Source organism: Mixta theicola (assembly GCF_002895925.1).
GTDB classification, from domain to species: domain Bacteria; phylum Pseudomonadota; class Gammaproteobacteria; order Enterobacterales; family Enterobacteriaceae; genus Mixta; species Mixta theicola.
In genome coordinates this window covers 56619-77116 of record NZ_NWUO01000016.1, presented here as the reverse complement: position 1 = coordinate 77116, position 20498 = coordinate 56619, and the positions used below count along the sequence as shown (strand labels likewise).

The 20498-nt window shown below is 55.1% G+C and carries 17 protein-coding genes and 2 pseudogenes; 12 read left to right on the top strand and 7 right to left on the bottom strand.

What is annotated here, in order from left to right:
* Positions 1-53: 53 nt before the first annotated feature.
* Both COO59_RS17760 and mgrA read right to left on the bottom strand, forming a co-directional pair.
* Positions 54-401 carry a DUF2502 domain-containing protein gene (locus COO59_RS17760; protein WP_103061061.1) on the bottom strand — a complete coding sequence of 116 codons (348 nt, stop codon included), beginning with the start codon at positions 399-401 and terminating at the stop codon, positions 54-56.
* A gap of 146 nt (positions 402-547) precedes the next feature.
* Positions 548-1537, bottom strand: coding sequence for an L-glyceraldehyde 3-phosphate reductase (mgrA, locus tag COO59_RS17755; protein ID WP_103061060.1), 990 nt, complete (start codon positions 1535-1537; stop codon positions 548-550).
* 213 nt (positions 1538-1750) lie between these two features.
* Between mgrA and COO59_RS17750 the strand changes: the two are divergent.
* Together COO59_RS17750 and glk are read left to right on the top strand one after the other, a co-directional pair.
* Positions 1751-3402: pseudogene (locus COO59_RS17750) on the top strand (alpha-keto acid decarboxylase family protein).
* A gap of 155 nt (positions 3403-3557) precedes the next feature.
* Complete coding sequence (gene glk, locus COO59_RS17745) at positions 3558-4523, top strand: glucokinase (protein ID WP_103061059.1); 966 nt, start codon at positions 3558-3560, stop codon at positions 4521-4523.
* 87 nt (positions 4524-4610) lie between these two features.
* Here glk and COO59_RS17740 read toward each other — a convergent pair whose 3' ends face one another.
* Together COO59_RS17740 and COO59_RS17735 are read right to left on the bottom strand one after the other, a co-directional pair.
* Positions 4611-5348 (bottom strand): LytR/AlgR family response regulator transcription factor, encoded by a 738-nt coding sequence (locus COO59_RS17740; protein ID WP_103061058.1) that lies wholly within the window; start codon positions 5346-5348, stop codon positions 4611-4613.
* A 13-nt stretch (positions 5349-5361) separates the two neighbouring features.
* Positions 5362-7068, bottom strand: a complete 1707-nt coding sequence (locus tag COO59_RS17735) for a LytS/YhcK type 5TM receptor domain-containing protein (protein ID WP_409371635.1) — start codon at positions 7066-7068, stop codon at positions 5362-5364.
* Between the two features lie 212 nt (positions 7069-7280).
* Between COO59_RS17735 and alaC the strand changes: the two genes are divergently transcribed.
* Positions 7281-8546: an alanine transaminase gene (gene alaC, locus COO59_RS17730; protein ID WP_103061074.1), complete on the top strand. Its 1266-nt coding sequence runs from the start codon at positions 7281-7283 to the stop codon at positions 8544-8546.
* A gap of 43 nt (positions 8547-8589) precedes the next feature.
* On the opposite strand, the gene ypdK is transcribed toward alaC, so the two are convergent.
* The 3 genes from ypdK to COO59_RS17715 form a co-directional block, all read right to left on the bottom strand.
* Positions 8590-8661: a membrane protein YpdK gene (ypdK, locus tag COO59_RS17725; RefSeq protein ID WP_103061073.1), complete on the bottom strand. Its 72-nt coding sequence runs from the start codon at positions 8659-8661 to the stop codon at positions 8590-8592.
* A gap of 207 nt (positions 8662-8868) precedes the next feature.
* Entirely contained in the window at positions 8869-9897 is a 1029-nt protein-coding gene (locus COO59_RS17720; protein ID WP_103061056.1) for an HlyD family secretion protein, read from the bottom strand.
* 2 nt (positions 9898-9899) lie between these two features.
* Positions 9900-11507: an MFS transporter gene (locus COO59_RS17715; protein ID WP_103061055.1), complete on the bottom strand. Its 1608-nt coding sequence runs from the start codon at positions 11505-11507 to the stop codon at positions 9900-9902.
* Positions 11508-11678: 171 nt separating this feature from the next.
* Between COO59_RS17715 and COO59_RS17710 the strand changes: the two are divergent.
* The 9 genes and pseudogenes from COO59_RS17710 (at position 11679) to COO59_RS17675 (ending at position 20466) form a co-directional block, all read left to right on the top strand.
* A pseudogene (locus COO59_RS17710) lies at positions 11679-12460 on the top strand (IclR family transcriptional regulator).
* A 12-nt stretch (positions 12461-12472) separates the two neighbouring features.
* A complete protein-coding gene (locus COO59_RS17705; protein WP_103061054.1) occupies positions 12473-12925 on the top strand; it encodes a universal stress protein in 453 nt (150 codons plus the stop codon).
* A 22-nt stretch (positions 12926-12947) separates the two neighbouring features.
* On the top strand, positions 12948-13760 hold the full coding sequence (locus tag COO59_RS17700; protein ID WP_103061053.1) for a hypothetical protein: 813 nt from the start codon (positions 12948-12950) through the stop codon (positions 13758-13760).
* A 252-nt stretch (positions 13761-14012) separates the two neighbouring features.
* Positions 14013-14294 (top strand): putative periplasmic lipoprotein, encoded by a 282-nt coding sequence (locus COO59_RS17695; RefSeq protein WP_103061052.1) that lies wholly within the window; start codon positions 14013-14015, stop codon positions 14292-14294.
* A 93-nt stretch (positions 14295-14387) separates the two neighbouring features.
* Positions 14388-14555, top strand: coding sequence for a hypothetical protein (locus tag COO59_RS20970; RefSeq protein WP_165786537.1), 168 nt, complete (start codon positions 14388-14390; stop codon positions 14553-14555).
* 670 nt (positions 14556-15225) lie between these two features.
* Entirely contained in the window at positions 15226-16074 is an 849-nt protein-coding gene (gene licT / locus COO59_RS17690) for a BglG family transcription antiterminator LicT (RefSeq protein ID WP_103061072.1), read from the top strand.
* Between the two features lie 129 nt (positions 16075-16203).
* Positions 16204-18120: a PTS beta-glucoside transporter subunit IIABC gene (bglF, locus tag COO59_RS17685; RefSeq protein WP_103061051.1), complete on the top strand. Its 1917-nt coding sequence runs from the start codon at positions 16204-16206 to the stop codon at positions 18118-18120.
* Entirely contained in the window at positions 18117-19511 is a 1395-nt protein-coding gene (locus COO59_RS17680; RefSeq protein WP_103061050.1) for a glycoside hydrolase family 1 protein, read from the top strand. The genes bglF and COO59_RS17680 overlap by 4 nt, the downstream gene beginning before the upstream one ends.
* Positions 19512-19593: 82 nt before the next feature.
* A complete protein-coding gene (locus COO59_RS17675; protein WP_103061049.1) occupies positions 19594-20466 on the top strand; it encodes an SMP-30/gluconolactonase/LRE family protein in 873 nt (290 codons plus the stop codon).
* Positions 20467-20498: the final 32 nt, after the last annotated feature.

Sequence of the window (20498 nt, the reverse complement as noted above, 5' to 3'; positions counted from 1 at the left end):
GAACCATCATCGAACCATACTTTACTGGCCGCCCGCTGAAGGGCGGCAGGCGATTAGTCATGGTGATGTTGTTTTTCCCAGCGACGATGTTCATGTTCACGGGCGCGCTCATGATGTCGCCAATCCCGCTCACGCTGCCACTGCTGGCGTTTCCAGTCATGATGGCGTCGCCATTGCTCATGACGCCACCAACGGCCCTGCTGCCACTCATAGCGATCGTGCCACCAGCGCCCGTCGCGCCAGCGTCCGCCATCCCAGTATTGACCGTGGCGATCGCGATCGCCCAGTTGCAGCGTCACGCCTGGAGCCAGGGTAATTGTGGCGCTATCGGCCCGTGCGGTGTGTGTAGCAAAAGGGGATAAGCTTGCCAGCAAAGCGGCAAAAATAATGGCACGTTTCATATTTCTCCTTATCAGTGCGCAAACAGCAGCACTGTGGCGCCAGCATATAAAGAAAGCTCTGGCATAACATCGGCGGGTTTCTGAAAAAGTTAAGGATAATCTGGATTGGGATTTTTCTGGCTGCGCTGCCGCAGCCAGAGGAGAGGTTAACGCAACAGGGACTCAATTTCCTGCAGTTCTTCCGCGCTAAGGCGGCTTTGCTGCAGCATCTGTACCGCATCGTCGATCTGGCTGGTTTTGCTGGCGCCGATCAGCACGCTGGTCATTGCTGGCTGACGCAGCACCCAGGCCAGCGCCATTTGCGCCAGTTTCTGTCCACGGCGTTGCGCGATGGCGTTGAGCTGCTGCACCTTATGCATTTTATCTGCCGTCAGCTGCCCGGCAGTCAGAAAACGGCTGCCGCTGGCGGCGCGGGAATCTTCCGGTATGCCGTGCAGATAGCGATCGGTCAATACGCCGCCGGCCAACGGTGAAAAGGCGATACAGCCTACGCCGACGCGCTGCAGCACATCCAACAGGCCTTCTTCCGGCTGACGCTCAAACAGCGAGTATTTCGGCTGATGGATCAGGCACGGCGTACCCAACTCGCGCAGAATTTTAAACGCTGCCGCCGCCTGCCCGGCGGGATAGTTAGAGATAGCGGCATACAGCGCTTTGCCCTGACGAACCACCTGATCCAGCGCCATCATCGTCTCTTCCAGCGGCGTTTCCGGATCGGGCCGATGGTGATAAAAAATATCGACATATTCCAGCCCCATGCGCTTCAGGCTTTGATCGAGGCTGGAGATCAGATATTTACGCGAACCCCAATCGCCGTACGGCCCATCCCACATGGTGTAGCCCGCTTTGGTCGAGATAATCAGCTCATCGCGCCAGGCGTGAAAATCTTCCCGTAAAATCCGGCCAAAATTTTCCTCCGCCGAACCCGGCGGCGGGCCGTAATTATTGGCCAGATCAAAATGCGTAATGCCGCAGTCAAAGGCGTGACGCAGCAGGGCGCGGCTATTGTCTGTGCGCGTGCTGTCGCCGAAGTTATGCCACAGCCCAAGGGAAATTGCGGGCAGCTTAAGGCCGCTGCGGCCAGAACGACGATACTCCATCTGCTGATAACGCTCAGCGGCGGGTTGATATTGCATGGCGGTTCCCTGAAAAAATAAGGCGTTAAACAGGCAGCTTAGCAGTGTATACGTTTACACAGGAGGAAAGGCGCGGGGCGCATCGCAATTACAGAAAAATCCTCAGGCGTAACGTGCGCTTGCCACATCGTGACATAAGATAACAATATCGTATGTCGACGCGCCGACAGAATAATCGATACTGAAATGACCTGGTTACGCAAGGAGTCTGCTATGTCTGGCTTAACGGTAAGTGATTATCTGCTACAGCGGCTGAATGAAATCGGTATCGATCATCTGTTTGGCGTGCCGGGGGATTTTAATCTGGCGTTTCTCGATCGGGTTATCGCCCATCCGCGTCTGGCATGGGTAGGCTGCGCCAATGAGCTCAACGCCGCCTACGCCGCAGATGGCTACGCGCGTAGCGGTCGTCCCGCCGCGCTGCTGACCACCTTTGGCGTGGGTGAGCTAAGCGCAATTAACGGCATCGCGGGCAGCTACGCGGAATATCTGCCGGTGATCCATATTGTCGGCGCGCCTTCTTTATCTGCGCAGCAGCGCGGCGATCTTATTCATCATTCGCTGGGCGATGGTGATTTCGGCCACTTTTTAAGGATGCAGCGAGAGGTCACGGTGGCCCAGGCGACGCTTACCGCTGAAAACGCCAGCGATGAGATTGATCGGGTCATTCGTGAAACGCTGACGCAACGGCGGCCGGGCTATTTGCTGCTGCCGGTGGATGTCGCCGGCGCGCCGCGCGTGCGCCCGATCGGCCGTTGACTATCCAGTCGCAGCCCGATGCTCAGGCGCTGCAGGCTTTCCGCAGCGCGGCGGAAACGCTGCTTTCAGGCGCGCGCAGCGTATCGCTGCTGGCAGATTTTCTGGCCGATCGCTTTGGCGTACGGCAGCAGCTGGCGCACTGGCTGGAGGCGGTTCCGCTACCGCATGCCACGCTGCTGATGGGAAAAGGCGTGCTGGATGAACAGCGCTACGGCTTTGCCGGAACCTACGCCGGGGAAGGCTGCGCCGCCGGGACGCGTCGGGTGATTGAGCAGGCGGACGTTATTCTCACTATCGGCGTACGGTTCACCGATACCATTACGGTCGGTTTTACCCAGCAAATAGAGGCGGCAAAAACGATCGACGTGCAGCCGTTTAGCGTAACGGTCGCCGGACAGACATTTGATGCGCTGCCGATGTCCAGGGTGATTGAGGAACTACAGCAGCTCTGCCAGCGTTACGCCGCCCGCTGGACGCTGGACCATTGCCAGCCCGCGCCGCTGGTCACGGACGATCGGCCTGGCCTGACGCAAAATGCGTTCTGGCAGGCGATACAGGATTTTCTGCGGCCGGGCGATCTGATTGTGGCGGAGCAGGGCACCGCAGCGTTTGGCGCGGCGGCGCTGCGTCTGCCGTCGGGCGCGAAGCTGGTGGTGCAGCCGCTATGGGGATCTATCGGCTATACTTTGCCGGCGGCCTTCGGCGCTCAAACGGCAGAACCTGAACGGCGGGTGATCCTGATTATTGGCGATGGATCTGCGCAGTTAACGGTACAGGAGCTAAGCTCGATGATGCGCGATAACCTGAACCCGCTAATTTTTATATTAAATAATGACGGCTATACCGTTGAACGCGCGATTAACGGCGCCAGCCAGCGCTATAACGATATTGCCGCCTGGAACTGGACGCAAATACCGCAGGCGCTGAGCACCGCATGTCCGGCCCAAAGCTGGCGCGTGCTGGAGACGGTGCAGCTTACGGAGGTAATGAGGCTGATTGCCGATGCGCGCCGTCTTTCACTGGTTGAAGTGGTGCTGCCGCGTCTCGATATGCCGCCTTTACTGCAGCAGGTCTCCGCCTCGCTGCATCAGCGTAACTCAGCATAATGATTTCAGAAAGATGGTGCTGTTCAGCATCGGCTTTCACGGTTATGGTATCGGGCAATTTGGTAAAGCGCTTTCGTTTTGATGAGCGTTGTTGTTTTACCGGGGGAAATTTATAGTGTCCCGTAGTGAATCGATATAAGCGGAGCAGCAGAATAATGACTAAATACGCTTTGGTGGGTGACGTTGGCGGTACCAACGCGCGCCTGGCGCTGTGTGAAACAGAAACCGGCCTGATTTCTCAGGTAATGACCTATTCCACCTCAGAGCATCGCAGTCTGGAAGAGGTGATTCGTCTGTTTCTGGAAGAACAGCAGCAGGATATAAAAGATGGATGTATCGCCATCGCCTGTCCGATTACCGAAGACTGGGTAGAAATGACCAACCATGACTGGGCGTTCTCTACCAAAGCGCTGAAAGCCAGCCTGGCATTTGACCATCTGGAAATCATTAACGATTTTACCGCAGTTTCTATGGCTATCCCGATGCTGACGGAAAAGGATGTTATCCAGTTTGGCGGCGGTTCAGCGGTAAAAGACAAACCCATCGCCGTTTATGGCGCGGGCACCGGCCTTGGCGTGGCGCATCTGGTCCATGTCGATCGCCGCTGGGTTAGCCTGCCGGGCGAAGGCGGACACGTCGATTTTGCGCCGAACAGCGTGGAGGAAGATCTCATTCTGCGCGTGCTGCGTGAAGAGCTGGGCCACGTTTCGGCAGAGCGCGTCTTGTCAGGCGCCGGTCTGGTTAACCTTTATCGCGCCATTGTTAAATCTGACAAGCGCGAGCCGGAAAACCTGAAGCCAAAAGACGTTTCTGAACGTGCGCTGGCCGATAGCTGCATCGACTGCCGCCGCGCGCTGTCGCTGTTCTGCGTGATTATGGGACGCTTCGGCGGTAACCTGGCGCTCACGTTGGGCACTTTTGGCGGCGTTTATATCGCTGGCGGTATTGTGCCGCGCTTCCTTGAGTTCTTTAAAGCCTCCGGCTTCCGCGCCGCGTTTGAAGACAAGGGCCGCTTCCACGACTACGTGCATGACATTCCGGTATATATGATCAAGCACGATCAGCCAGGGCTGCTGGGCGCCGGCGCGCATCTGCGCCAGACGCTTGGGCGTGTGCTGTAATCCCGCCTCGTTCGCGTTTTAGCCTGCGCTTGCGCAGGCTAAGCTGATCCAGGCTTGCGCGCGTTGGGTTTATATGGCTGGCCGCGCTTATAAACGCATCAGCTGGCGAAAAGCCTTTACTTTACTGCGGCTAACCGGCACCTGAAACTCCAGATCGCGCAGCCGCAAAATATAGGTGTTATTAAACCAGGGTTCGATTTCACGGATCTTGTTCAGGTTTACGCAGTAAGAGCGATGGCAGCGAAAAAACTGGCTTTCCGGTAGCCGACTGCAAAACTCGCTAATTGCCATCGACATCACATACTCCTCGCGTCGCGTATAAACGAAAGTTAGCTTTTCGTGCGCCTCCAGATAATAGATCTCATTAATATCCGTAACGATAATCCGTTCATCCCTGGTCAGATTAACGGTTTGCGCGACCGGATGAAGCGACGAGTTCCCCGGAGCGGCGGGCTGGCGCTGTTGCTGCCAGTGCGCTTCCAGCTTATGCAGCATGCTGATGATACGCGATTCGTGATAGGGCTTAAGGATGTAGTCAAACGCTTCCAGCTCAAAAGCCTGCACCGCGTGTTCTTTCCAGGCGGTGATAAAAACGATTTGCGGCTTATGGGCGAACTTACTGATGTTTTGCGCCAGCAGAACGCCATCCAGCGACGGAATATTAATATCCAGAAAGATCACGTCTGTTTCGCTGTGCTGCAAAAATTTCAGCACGTCGAGGCCGTCATCAAAGCAGGCGACAATATCGATAGTGCTGTGCTGCTTAATCATCCAGCTCAGCTCCTGCTGCGCCAAAAACTCATCTTCCACAATGATGGCTTTCACTTACATCTCTCCTTCAGGCCGTCAGCGACAGCGTTTCTTCCGGCAGTTTGTCACCGTTCTTACTGATGAAAAAGACGATTTCCGTACCCGGATGCAGCTGCGTAATCTGTAGCCCGCCGCCGTACAGCAGCTTAACGCGATGATGGACGTTTAACAGGCCAATCTTATTGCCGGGCATTTCATTACGCTGTACGCGCGCGATAACCTCATCGCTGATGCCGTTTCCCGTATCCCGTACCGCAATACGCACCCGATCGCCGACATCTTCTATCGACAGCGTCACCACGCCCTTACCGCGACAGGGCTGGATACCGTGTACGATAGCGTTTTCCACCAGCGGCTGGATCAGCAGGCTGGGCAGGGTACAGTTTATCTCTTCGTCGATGTGATAAATCATGGTCAGCTTATCGCCAAAGCGCGCCTGCTCAATGGCGATATAATCCTTAACCTGATACAGCTCTTTTTTAATATCGATCGGCTCGTCATCGTTCAGCTCAAGGTTGTAACGTAAATAGCGCGACAGATTAATAATTAGCTGGCGCGCGGTATCAGGATTGAGACGAATAGAAGAGGAGATAGCGTTCAGCGCGTTAAACAGGAAATGCGGGTTAATCTTGCTTTGCAGGGCGCGCAGTTCCGCCTTATTCGCCATTTCCCGCAGCTGTTCGGTGCGCGACACCTCCAGCTGGGTGGAGATAATTTGCGACAGGCCCACCGCCAGCTCCTTCAGCGACCAGGTAATGCGGTGCGCATGACGATAATAGATTTTCAGCGTGCCGGTAACTTCGCCTTTTTCCCACAGTGGAATAACAATCATTGAATGAATATCGCGCGTGCGATAAGCCTCATCGTTATTTTTAATAATAATTTTACCGTAGTTGATCGCCTGACGCGTGGTTGGGCTCAGGGCATCGTCGCCCTGACGATAATGCTGCTCGCCGTAGCCGACATAGGCCAGTATCTGGTGCTTATTGGTAATTGCGACGGCATCGGCGTTAATATCGTTGCGAATAATATTACACACCTGACGCAGCGACTCGCTGTTAACCTGGCGGAACAGCGGCAGGGTTTTGTTGGCAATATCCAGCGCCAGCTTGGCATGACGCGCGGCAACCGCCTCTTTTTCTCCCTCCACGCTTTGCACCAGCAGCACAATCAGGCCAATACTTACGGTGCCGAGAATCATCGGAATCGCAATTTCAGACACAATCTCCAGACCCAGCGCTGGCGGCCTTGCCCAGAGAATAATCAGCAGCATGGTCAGCGATTCGCACAGCATTCCGCCGAGAATGCCGAGCCGCCAGCGCTGTTCCTTCGCCACTTTCAGGTTAATCCAGCCGGAGACCACGCCAGCGATAATGCTGGTAAACAAACAGGGCACCGAAGAGACGCCGTGTATATCGATCAAAAAGCGGTGCAGCCCGGCGATAGTCCCGGTGGCGATGCCCACCCACGGACCAAACAGAATGCCGCCGGACATCACGGCGATGATGCGCACGTTTAGCAGTGAGCCTTCGACATTAACCGCTGACCAGGTGCTGAACAGGGCAAACAGTGAGAAAATCGCGGTTACCGTCAGCAACTCCTGGCGAGAATGCTCATCTTTCTGTAATAGCTGGCGAAAGTGGCGCGTACGCGTCAAAAAGAACAGGCAGATCAGCATCAGGGCGGCGCGATCGAACACCGCCAGCAGCATATCGAATATGGATTGCACAGGCATCTCGTGGCTTAACATAAGAAGTAACATCATAAAAAATGTGGCCTTACAGCGCCACGATCTTCGCATTTTCCGGAACCGCCCTCGACAAAAAAGTTTATTTTTTCTTTCCTGTCGACAAGCGTATCGCTGCCAGGCTATGTTCATTATTCGACCACGTCGGTGGTCAGCGTCGCTCGGACGGTCCGGGCGCTTACGTACTCTCAGAGGATGCTATGGCTGATAACAGCTCGTCTCGTCGTTTTTCTCGTATTGAACGCCTTCCCCCTTATGTTTTTAACATTACCGCTGAGCTGAAAATGGCTGCGCGTCGGCGCGGCGAAGATATTATCGATTTCAGCATGGGTAATCCGGATGGCGCGACGCCGCCGCACATCGTTGAAAAACTGTGCCAGGTCGCGCAGCGTGACGATACGCATGGCTACTCCACTTCGCGCGGGATTCCGCGTCTGCGGCGGGCGATCTCGCGCTGGTACGCCGAGCGTTATGATGTCGAAATCGATCCCGAATCGGAAGCGATTGTCACCATCGGCTCGAAAGAGGGGCTGGCGCATCTGATGCTGGCGACGCTCGATCATGGCGATACCGTGCTGGTGCCGAACCCCAGTTATCCCATCCATATTTACGGTGCGGTGATCGCTGGCGCGCAGGTGCGTTCGGTGCCGCTGGTGGCCGGCGTGGATTTTTTTAACGAGCTGGAAAGGGCGATCAGGGAAAGTTATCCAAAGCCGAAAATGATGATCCTCGGTTTCCCGTCGAATCCTACCTCCCAGTGCGTCGAGCTTGATTTTTTTGAGCGGGTGATTGCGCTGGCGAAGCAATACAACGTGCTGGTGATCCACGATCTGGCCTACGCCGATATTGTTTACGATGGCTGGAAAGCGCCATCTATTATGCAGGTGCCGGGCGCGCGCGACGTTGCGGTTGAGTTTTTCACGCTGTCGAAAAGCTACAACATGGCAGGCTGGCGCATCGGCTTTATGGTCGGCAATAAAGAACTGGTGGCCGCGCTGGCGCGCATTAAAAGCTATCACGATTACGGCACCTTTACGCCGCTGCAGGTGGCGGCAATTGCCGCGCTGGAAGGCGATCAGCAGTGCGTGCGCGATATTGCGGAGCAGTATAAACGTCGCCGCGACGTGCTGGTAAAAGGGCTACATGAGGCAGGCTGGATGGTCGAGTTACCGAAGGCTTCCATGTACGTCTGGGCAAAAATCCCTGACCACTATGCTCATCTGGGATCGCTGGAATTTGCCAAACGGCTGCTGCAGGAAGCGAAGGTGTGCGTCTCTCCGGGTATCGGCTTTGGCGACTATGGCGATACGCACGTGCGCTTTGCGCTGATTGAGAATCGCGATCGTATTCGCCAGGCGGTGCGGGGAATTAAAGCGATGTTTCGTGCCGATGGTATTCTGCCGGTCAACGGAAAAAGCAGCGACGCTGCGGAGACGGAGCAAAAAAGCGACGTCTCGCTGGGGTAAAAATAAACCGGGCGACGCATTGCGCCGCCCCATTTTCGCACGCTTACAGCATTAGCATGAAGGTGCCAACCCAGACTAACAGGAAAAAAGAGATTCCCATCAACGCATATTTCACCAGACAACTCCCCTGAGCGGTTATGTCGGTGGCGATCCCAGACCTGCATAACGCGAACAGAATAAGAACAAGGCGTGCTTTCTTTAGCGCGACGCCGTTGCTCCGGATAGTTCTGAATAACTCAGAACAGGATCGCGCGCTAATTTACGCGGATTCGATCGCAAAATAAATAGGTAAGCTCCGAGCCGCAGCCCGGCGGCATCGCCATTATTTCACGTTAATCTCCGGTATTACCGACATGCCCACCCGCAGTTGCGCCAGGCCAGGCTGACTGGCATCCAGGATGATTTTGACCGGCAGGCGCTGTACTACCTTAGTAAAGTTACCCGTGGCGTTATCCGCAGCAATGGCGGAAAAGGTCGCGCCGGTGGCGGGCGCTATGCTGTCAACGTGACCGCGAAAATGCTGGCCGGGCAGCGCATCAACGGTAATCTCTACCGCCTGGCCGGGCTGAACCTTGCCCAGCTGGGTTTCCAGATAGTTGGCGACAATATAGCTTTGATCCAGCGGCACCAGCGCCAGCAGGCGGCTACCGGCGGAGACATAGGCGCCCTGACGCAGCGCGCGCTGGCCAACCATACCGTTTACCGGTGCCACAATGCGCGTATAGGAAAGGTTTAGCTGCGCCTGATCGATCGTCGCTTTAGCTGCGGCGATATCCGCCTCCGCCTGCTTCTGGCTGGCCAGTAAAATGCCCGTCTCTTTTTCCGCTGCCAGCACCGCGGCCTGGTTTTGCTCAACCTGTGCCGCGGCGGAACGCATGGTGGAGCTGGCCTTCTGCTGTTCGTCGGCGGTGGCGGTGCCGCTCTGCAACAGGCGGCGATAGCGCTCGGCGTTTTGCCCGGCATAGCTTAACGTCGCCTGGCTGGCATTTACTGCCGCTTTATTTTGCGCAATCACCGCCTGTTGCTGCTCACGCTGGGCAATAATGCTGGCAAGCTTCGCCTCGCTCAGCTGCAGGTTCGCTTTCGCGCTCTCCAGCGCAACGCGGTAGTCGCGGTCATCCAGCGTGGCGAGTAGATCGCCCGCTTTTACCTGCTGGTTATCACGCACCATGACCTGGCTGATATAGCCGGAGATTTTCGGTGCGACCAGCGTATAGTCCGCGGTTACCCATGCGTCATCGGTGCGATAATCCGCCCGCATCATGCTGGACCAGATAAAGCAGGCGATAGCCAGTAAGACAATTAACAGCACCGCCAGCAGGCCGGTACGTTTAGCAGGAGTTAAAGACATCGTTAAATTCCCGGTTTTGTTATCACAGGTTGTTGTAATAAAGTTTGCGGCGGCCAGACGCGCTTCGGCAGCCAGGCGGTAAGCAGGATCAGCAGCAGTGCAAAGGCGATCAGCAACAGGTAGCTATCGCTGATGCTTAATATCTGCGCCTGATGCTTAACCAGCGTGGAAAAATGCGCGATATTTTCCGTAGAGCTGATGCTGCCGTCCGGCAGCAGCGGTGCGGAGGCGCTGGCTTCGCTGGCCGAACCGGCACGCATCAGCCAGCTGCGGTTGGCGGCGCCGTCCAGCAATATGTGCGAGTGAAACTGCTCGCGATGGCTGATAAACCACTCCACCAGCGTACCGGCCGCCACGCTGGAAAAACCGCGCACGGTATTAAACATCGCCGAAGCAAACGGGCCTTCCGGCGGCAACACCACCGACGTCGCGCTCATCAACACCGGCAAAATCATCATCGGCTGACCAAAGGCCTGCATTATCTGGATCAGCCAAAAGTTCTGGCGCGCCCAGTCGCTGGTGAGCTGCGATCCCATCAGGCAGGAGCTGGCCAGCAGCAGGGCACCGCAGGAGAGCACCCAGCGACAGTCGATCCAGCGCAGGTTCAGCAGCATGGCGATAAAAGGGGCAATCAGCAGCTGTGGCGCGCCAATCATTAATGCTAACGGCGCAAACTGCGCGGTGCGAAAACCTTCCACCTGCGAAAAGTAAGCCGACGGCAGCGCCGATCCGGAGAGCGCCACCAGCAGCACGCCCGCCAGCGTAAGCAAACCGTGCGTCAGATTAGGACGTGACAGCATCTGCAGGCGAAACAGCGGCAGCGGATGAAACCATTCATTAATAAAAAAGACCACCAGCAGCGCCACGCTCGCCAGCAGCATGGCGCTAATCAGTGGCGAATTCAGCCAGTCGAGGCGTTCACCGTGATTTAACACCAAAATCAGCAGCGCAATGCCGCTACAGCCGGTCAGCATGCCAAACAGATCCATCTGCCGAAAACGCTCAAAGCGCACCGGATCCTGCGGAATACCCCAGCCAATCAGCAGGATGGCGATCAGCATTGCCGGGATAATTTGCCAAAAGACAAAGGCCCAGCCCACGCTGTCGGTCCAGAACGCGGCAAGGGTGGCGGCCATATTCGGGCCAAAGGTGGCGGTTAGCGCATAGGCGCTCAGCCCGTAAAGCTTTAGCGGCGGCGGTAAGAAGCGCAGGGCAACCGTCATCAGCAACGGCGGCAGCGCGCCGCCAAAAATCCCCTGCAGCACGCGCAGCGCCAGAAACAGCGGATAGTGCGTAACAAAGGGCAGCAGCGCCGCCGTCAGGCCAAAGCCGAACGCCACGCCAAGCGCGAAGCGACGCAGCGATAGCGTGACGGCAAACCAGGGCGCTATCATCATCGCGGCGACTTCCGCCGCCTGGTAGCCAGCAATAAGCCAGCTCCCCTGGTCGTTACTGATGCCCAGCGCGGCGCGAATATCGGCCAGCGCAATATCGGTGACGCGATCGTTAAGCCCGGAGGCGAGGGCGGCAATCAGCACTCCGATCAGCCCCAGCGCCAGACGCAGGGTAAAAGGATGGGGAGCCGGTGCAGCGGCAGGCTGACCGTTCATAGCAGATACTCCATAGCGTTTTTTTATTATGGTGTTGTGTATTGTGATGCGATACAGCAAGCGCGGATCTTACATGGCGATTAAATGTATTGCAATGCGGTACAGGGTGGGAAAGCGAGATAAAACGCGTTACAGTATCGGCGCCCTTCATGGAAAGAGAACAGTAAGTTCATGTCTGAAAAACCGCATCATCGTGATGATGAGAAAACGGGCGGCATCCAGGTGATTGCACGCGCGGCGAAAATCCTTAACGCCTTAGGCGAACAGCCGGGCGGCATGAGCCTGGGAGAAATCGCGCAGGCGGTGGATTTACCTCGCTCAACGGTTCAGCGTATTGTGGCGGCGCTGGACGCGACCCAATGGTGCGTAGCCACGGCGCCGGCGGCGTGCGCCTTGGGCCAGCGCTGCTGCGTTTGATCTCCAGCGTTCATACGGACGTGGTTGAGGTCGCCCGTCCTTCGCTGCAGGCGCTGAGCGATGCCACGGGAGAAACCGTTTCGCTGGCCCGCGCCAGCGGCACCCAGCTGGCGATCGTACATTTTATCGTCGCCGATCGTGAACTGCGCGTAGTGCCGAGGATGGGGCTTAATCTGCCGCTTTTCAGCACGTCGGGCGGACGGGCCTTGCTGGCGCTGGAGAGCGATGACGACGTCCGGGCGCTGGTCGGCGAATCCTGGGATGCGATTACCGAAAACACCATTAAAACGCTGCCGGAACTGCTGCGGCAGTTAAAAGAGATCCGCAAAAGCGGCATCTCTTTCGATCGCGGTGAAACCTTAGAAGGGATCTCTACGATGGGCGTCGCGCTGGATACGTTGCTGGGACGCTTTGCCGTTTCGCTACTGGTGCCGACGGGGCGCTTTCATAAGAATGAAGCGCTCTATCGCGATGAAATACTAAGATGTAAAGAAGCGATGACGCGTGAAATTGGTAAACATCTGGCGCATGACTGAGGAATAAACAGAATGACAACCTTGCTGGTCGCAATAGATAACTCGAATCACTCGCGTAAAGTCGTTTCCCTGGCGACGGAGCAGGCGCGGGCGTTAAAGGCACAGGTCCTGGTGCTGTGCTGCATCGATCCCGCTTACGCTACCTGCGGTGAGCCGCTGGATATTACCGCAGGCGAAGATCCGGCTGATTTTGGCGCCGCGCTGGATGAGCAAAATACGGCGGAGTTGGTGATACGTCATGCGCTGGCCCAGCTGCTGGGCGCGGGGATAGCCGCGCGCGGGCGCGTGGTGGCGGGCGAATCGGCGGAAACCATTGTGGCGCAAGCCGCCGCGCTGGATGCCCAAATGATTATTATGGGACGACGCCATCTTTCGCCGCTTAATCGTCTGCTGAAAGGTTCCGTTAGCGCTGCGGTTATCGAGCGCGCGCATTGTCCGGTATTGGTGGACGTTCGCGCGCAATAGCGGAATTAACAGGAACAAAATTTTGCAGCATTTTCTTTTTATCAGCGCTCTGTTGCTGGCGGCGCTGATATTGACATTAACCGGATTGTACCGGCAAAAACGGCTTTCAGGGCGACGGGCTCTGTTGCTGGCAACGGTATCAGCGCTTATTTTTGGCGGTTGGCTGGGCTACCGCTACGTTGTGTTACCGCAAGCCCGCCTGCAGGCGCAGATTGATACGGCGCAGCAGCAGCTGACGCGTTTACAAGGCTATCGTATTTTGCAGCAGCAGGAGCCGGCGCTGTGGCGGCAGTTAAACGCTGAATTAACGGCGCAGCTGCGTGCCGGTGTCAGTCCATCGTTGGCCTTCGGCCATTTACGCGCCATGCTGACCGATCTGCTGAATCAGCGCATCGGGCGCGCCGGTGATGCCGCAATCAATAGCTATATCGCCGTGTCGCTACAGCAAATGGAAAGCCTGCGCGCTCGCAATGTACAACTCTGTTTTCGCTTTCTTTTTCCGCAGGTTAACGGCGGCGTCAATTTAATTAAGGTGCTGCCGGAAAATCTGATTCAGCAAGACAGGCAAGCCATTGAACAACTGTTACAGGACAGCACGGGATCGGAGCGAGCGGTAAATCTTCCCGCTGCGCATCAACATTTAAGCACTATCGTGCAGCAGCTATATGCTTCGTGGGGCAACGATCTGCGTTGGCTTAATGCGCCCGCGGATGCGCATGTGAATCGGCAAAAAATGTGCGATATGACAATCGATCTTTATCGCGCCATCCTCGCACTTCCTCCCACGCAATCGGCCAACGTTTTGCGTATGATGCTCAGCGCTAACGCCGGATAAGCGATAAAAAAAGCCCGCATCAAGCGGGCAATAACAGTTAATTTATTGTTATTTATAGTGGCAAATCTGGTGTTTGGCACAGACATCATGGCGTCTGAAAAGATAATCGCACTTAACGGGCAACGGCACTAAACGTTAGATTGAATCAATTCAATTGATAAAACCATCCATCGAACGTCGCGCTTTAAGCGACATTCCGATTGTGCCTTTGTTGTTGCCTGTTAAGATGCCGCACCAGCATAAGGAAGAGAGATGAAGAGTAAAATTTACGGCGTCCTGGCGCTGTTTTTATTAGCGGGCTGTACGGCCAGCAAACCAGGCGCTTTCGAACGTGTGGATGAAGATCCTGTTTCGCATACGGTGCAGTATCGTTACCATCCGCAGAAAGTGAACAAAGATGCGCTGAAGCTTGATGTGGCTAATTATTGTCACGCCCAGGGCTTTGATTTGGTTGAAGCATTACCTCCGCAGGATAGCCATATCCCAGGGTTAATCACGGCCTGGTATCAATGTAATTTCGCCATAAAAAGCTAATAAAGAAAAGGGCGAGAATATTCTCGCCCAATTTTTCCTGCCTTATTTTTATTATATTGCTGTGTGCAGGCTTTGCCCGCCAGGTATGTTGCTGTGACCTACCTGTTTAGAATCTGTTTTACCATCCGCGATGATGATGCCAGCCATTATGATAACCGCGATCGTGATGCCATCCCGGCCCGCGATCGTGAGCAATTATACAACCGCTTAGCATACTCACAATGGCCAGAACAAAAGCGCTTTTTATCATTATCCGCATGATCAACTCTCTTAATGCCTTTAATGAAGCTTACTGTAAAGGCTAAAAGTGAAGAAATAACGGCACTAATGTAGAGTTTAATAATTAAATATTTGCAAATATTTCAACGAATTTAAGAGTAGAAGAAAAGGGCCGCGCAAAAATATAGGAATGGACTGAATGGTTAGCCATAATAGCAGGAATTATCCTAAAGGCAATAGCCTCGATATTCTCATTCTCATTTACCGTCCAGTTATTCCGCTGTTTTACCGCAGGCGTTTTTCCTGGTGAAGGCTATTTCCAGATTTGTACGGGGAATTGCTGAAAATATGAAGCGAACCTTCCAGCGGATAAGCAGTGAGCCCGGAGAGGCTGTCTGGACGAATATACAGGTAAGTATTGACTGAAGGAGGTTAATAACAAACGTAATAACCTCGCGTTGGGCAAAACCGGTAAATAAAGCGAAAGTTAACGCTGCGCGCGCCAACGTGGCGCGATAAATCTGGAACGTATCGCACGCGATTAAATAACGTCGCTCGCCCGCTGACGATCGTTATCACGTTTTTATCTATAACGCATTGAGCGCTTTGGCAAAGCTGATAGAGTTGATCCGCTGAATTGTTACTGCATATGCAGGCAAAACCTGATTTTCTGGCTTGTGCCGGAGATCGGGTTTTTTATTTTGAGGGACGCATGAAGATCGCCAAGGTGCTTAATAACAACGTAGTGGTCGTTCTGGATGAACATCAGTGCGAACAGGTGATCATGGGACGTGGTCTGGGTTTCCAGAAGCGGGTCGGCGACAGCGTTGACGACAGCAAAATCGAAAAAATTTTTGCGCGTCAAAATGATGCGCTGGTGGCGCGGTTAACGGAGCTGTTAAGTCAAATTCCGCCGGAGGTGTTGACCGCCTGCGATCGTATTACTGAGCTGGCGCGTCAGCGTCTTGGTAAGCTGCAGGAAAATCTCTGTATCGCCCTTATCGATCACTGCCATTTTGCTATTGTGCGTCATAACGGCAATATTCCTTTACCTAACGCGCTGCTATGGGAAATTAAGCGGCTGTATCCTAAAGAATTTGGTCTCGGTCTGGAGGCGCTGGAAATTATTCATCAGCGGCTTGGCGTGACGCTGCCGGAAGATGAGGCGGGATTTATTGCTTTGCATCTGGTTAACGCCCAGCTTAACGGCGAAATGCCGGAGGTGATGCATATTACCCGCGTTATGCAGGAGATCCTGCATATTGTTAAATATCAGCTTCATCTGGAATATGACTGGCAATCGCTCAGCTACCAGCGCTTTATTACTCACCTGAAATTTTTCGCGCAACGCATGCTGGGGCGCTGTGTAGTGGCGGATGATGAGATGATGCTTTATCTCTCAATAAAGGATAATTATCCGCAGGCATGGCGCTGCGCTGAGAAGATTGAACAGCATTTAACCCGGCAATATCAGAGCGCGTTAACTAACGAAGAAAAAATGTTTCTCGCTATTCATATCGAACGCGTGCGCAAAGAGAGCCAGCAGCCGATCGCACACTAAATGCATCATCTGGATTGTTACTGCTGCGGCAGGCAAAACCTGAAATCAGGCCTCAATAAGAAGGGCTGCTTTCAGGTTTTTTTTTCAGCTATATGCTGCCGCCGGGCAGCCGCCATAAAAGGATTGAATATGTCGTATCAACAGTTAGCCAGGGATATTATTAGCGGAGTGGGTGGGCGCGCCAATATTATTAGCGTCATGCATTGTGCCACCCGGCTGCGGTTTAAATTAAAAGACCTTACGCTTGCGGAAAGCGAACGGCTTAAAACCCATCCGGGCATCATTATGGTGGTGGTCAGCGGCGGTCAGTTTCAGGTAGTAATCGGCAATCATGTGCATGATGTCTATAAGGAAATTTGTCTGCAAAACGGTTCAGGCGAGGATGCCGTCCCCGTGGCGAAAGCGGAAAAGTCAGGCAATCTTTTTAATCGCCTTATCGATATTATTTCCGCTATTTTTACCCCGTTCCTTGGGGTAATGGCAGGCTCCGGGATCCTGAAAGGCCTGCTGGCGCTGTGCGTGGCGTGCGGCTGGCTGACCACCGACAGCGGGACATACCAAATTTGGTACGTCGCCAGCGACGCGCTGTTTTATTTCTTCCCGCTGGTATTAGGCTATACCGCCGGTAAGAAATTTGGCGGCAGCCCGTTTCTTACCATGGCCATTGGCGGCGCGCTAACACATCCGCTGATGATCCAGGCGTTTCAGAGCAGTACCCAGCCCGATGCGGTCCTCGTCGGTTTCCTTGGGATCCCGGTTACCTTCCTTAATTACAGTTCATCGGTAATCCCGATTATTTTTGCCGCGTGGATAAGCTGCTGGCTGGAAAAACAGTGCGGCAAGGTTCTGCCCGCGGTTATCAAAAATTTCTTTACGCCGCTGATCTGTCTGATGATCACCGTGCCGCTGACGTTTCTGCTTATTGGGCCGGCGGCAACCTGGCTAAGTCAGGGGCTGGCCTACGGCTATCAGGCTATTTATCTCTTCGCGCCCTGGCTTGCCGGTCTGGTGATTGGCGGTATCTGGCAGGTTTGCGTCATATTCGGCCTGCACTGGGGGCTGGTGCCTTTGATGATGAATAACCTGGCGGTGCTGGGCCACGATACGCTGGTGCCGCTGATATTGCCGGCGGTAATGGGGCAGGTGGGTGCCAGCCTGGGCGTAATGCTGCGTACCCGCGATCCGCAGTTAAAAGTTCTGGCGGGTTCAGGCGCTACCGCGGGCGTTTTTGGCATTACCGAACCGGCGGTCTACGGCGTGACGCTACCGAATCGCCGCCCCTTTATTTTTGGCTGCGTCGGCGGCGCATTGGGCGGTGCCGTAAGCGGATTGAGCAGCGCCAGCGTTTATTCTTTCGGCCTTGCCAGTATCTTCAGCCTGGCGCAGTTTATTCCGCCAGCCGGGATGGATATTAGCGTTTGGGGCGCCGCGCTGGGCACACTGTTGGCGCTGCTGGTCGGCTGTATATTAACGCTGATTGCCGGTCTGCCGACGATCGAGACCGCCACTGTGGCGGGCGTGGCATCTTCGGCGAATGCCGCTGCGTCTTGGTTACCGACCGCTGTTGAAAACGACGATACGCTGTTTGCTCCGCTAAGCGGGAAACTGCTGGCGCTGGAAAAGGTTGCGGATACCACCTTTGCCAGCGGGCTGCTGGGTGCCGGCGCGGCGATTATACCGCACGATAACTACGTGCTGGCGCCGTTTCACGGCGAAGTCGCCTCGCTGTTTGCGACCCGCCACGCCATTGGCCTGCTGAGTCACAGTGGCATAGAGCTATTAATTCATGTCGGTATTGATACCGTCAAACTGAACGGACAGCACTTTACCGCTCACGTAAAGCCGGGCGATACCATCCAGCCGGGCGATCTTTTACTTGAGTTCGATCGCCAGGCGATCAAAAACGCCGGTTTCGATCTCACAACGCCAGTGATTATCAGCAACAGCGAAGATTATGCTGCCGTTGTTACGCTGGCCAGCGGCGAACTTATCCACCCAGGCGCGCCTTTTCTTGGCGTGCAACGTAATACAAAGGAGTCAGTATGAAACGGTTTCCGGATAATTTCTTATGGGGCGGCGCAGTGGCTGCTAATCAGGTTGAAGGCGCATGGCGGCAGGAGGGCAAAGGCTTATCAACCTCGGATGTTCAGCCGCAGGGGATCTTCGGACCGGTTGTGGAGCGCAGCGCTGGCGACGCCTCTCTGAAGGATATCGCCATCGACTTTTATCAACGGTATCCGCAGGACATCGCGTTATTTGCCGAGATGGGTTTTAGCTGCCTGCGCGTTTCCATCGCCTGGACCCGCATCTTCCCGCAGGGCGATGAAACGCAGCCCAATGAGGCCGGGCTGGCTTACTATGACCGGCTGTTTGATGAACTGGCGCAGCACCATATCCAGCCGATGGTTACCTTATCCCACTATGAAATGCCGCTGGGGCTGGTGCAAAACTACGGCGGCTGGGGAAATCGCCAGCTGATTGACTTTTTTCTGCGCTATGCCCGCACCGTTTTCCAGCGCTATCAACACAAAGTGAAGCTGTGGCTGACTTTTAATGAAATCAATATGTCGCTGCATGCGCCTTTTACCGGCGTAGGCTTGCCTGGCGACAGCAGCGAAGCCCTGATTTATCAGGCGATTCATCATCAGCTGGTGGCCAGCGCGCTGGCGGTAAAGGCGTGCCATGAACTTATCCCGGATGCGCAAATCGGCAATATGCTGCTGGGCGGCCTGATGTATCCGCTGACCTGTAAGCCGGAGGACGTTTTTGAAACGTTGCAGCAAAATCGCAGCTGGCAATTTTTTGGCGATGTGCAGTGCCGCGGCGCCTGGCCGGGCTATATGCTGCGTCACCTGCGTGAGCAGGGCATCGAACTGGATATTACCGATGAAGATCGCGTTGCGCTGCGTGAAACCGTTGATTTTATCTCTTTCAGCTATTACATGAGCGGCTGCGTCACGGCGGATGAAACGCTGAATCAGCAGGCGCGCGGCAATGTGCTCAGCATGGTGCCGAATCCGCATTTGCCCAGCTCTGAATGGGGCTGGCAGATCGATCCTGTTGGCCTGCGCACGCTGCTGAATATGCTGTGGGATCGCTACCAGAAGCCGCTATTTATTGTAGAAAATGGGCTGGGCGCGAAAGACAGTCCGCAGGCTGACGGCACCATTGAGGATGACTATCGCATCAGCTATCTGAACGATCATTTACTGCAGGTGGCAGAAGCGCTGAAGGATGGCGTTGAGATTATGGGCTATACCAGCTGGGGACCGATCGACCTCATCAGCGCCTCGAAAGCGGAAATCTCTAAGCGCTATGGCTTTATCTATGTCGATCGTCATGATAATGGCGAAGGCAGCCTGGCGCGCAGCCGCAAAAAAAGCTTTTACTGGTATCAGCAGGTGATTGCTACCCAGGGCGACAGCCTGAAACCATGATTATTTTGCCTGGCGGGTAAACCGCAGGACACCAATTTCCGCTACAGTTTATGCACTAAACCCGTAGCGAAAAGGAGCCATAATGAACTGGCAGGTGGAGCGCGTTTTACCCATTGCGGCCGAGCTGGGCGAATGCCCGCTGTGGTCAACCGCAGAGCAGGCGCTGTGGTTTGTTGATATTCTGGCCCCGGCGATTCACCGCTTCGATCCTAAAAGCGGTGAACACCGGGTTTTTCCACAGCAGGAGGAGGTGGGCTGCATCGGTTTGCGCCGTGAAGGCGGGCTGGTAGCGGCGATGCGCAGCGGCGTCTGGTTTATTGACCCGCAGGGAAAGCCGGAGCGTAAGGTGGCCGATAACCCCGGCGAAGCCAGTAAAAGCCGCTTCAACGACGGACGCGTCGATCCCTTTGGCCGTTTCTGGTGCGGCAGCCTGTGGGAGCCTCAGGATCGTAACGGCGCTAAGCTCTGCCGTCTTGATAAAAATTTACAGCTGCAGGTTATCGATGAAGATATAAAAATTTCCAACGGCCTGGCATTTTCTCCCGACAGACGCTGGATTTACCACAGCGACACGCCAAACCACATTATCTGGCGTTATCCGCTCGATCCTGTAACCGGTGAGAACGGTAAGCGCGAGCTCTTTCGTCGGTTCAGCGATGGGCTGATGCCGGACGGTGCAGCGGTGGATGCGGAAGGCTTTTATTGGTCAGCGCTGTTTGATGGCGGGCGTATTGTGCGCATCGATCCGAACACGGCCGAGATCGTTGATGAAATCCCCGTGCCGGTGCGCTGGCCGACGATGGTCGCCTTTGGCGGCGACGATTTGAAAACGCTGTATATCACGTCCAGCCGTGAAAACCGTACCGCAGAAGAACTGGCGCAATATCCGTGGTCGGGAAGCGTATTTGCGGTGCGGATGCCGGTTGCCGGTCAGCCTGAACCGCTGTTTGGTTAAAACCGTCCGGGCGGCCTGTGGCGCGCCCGAAA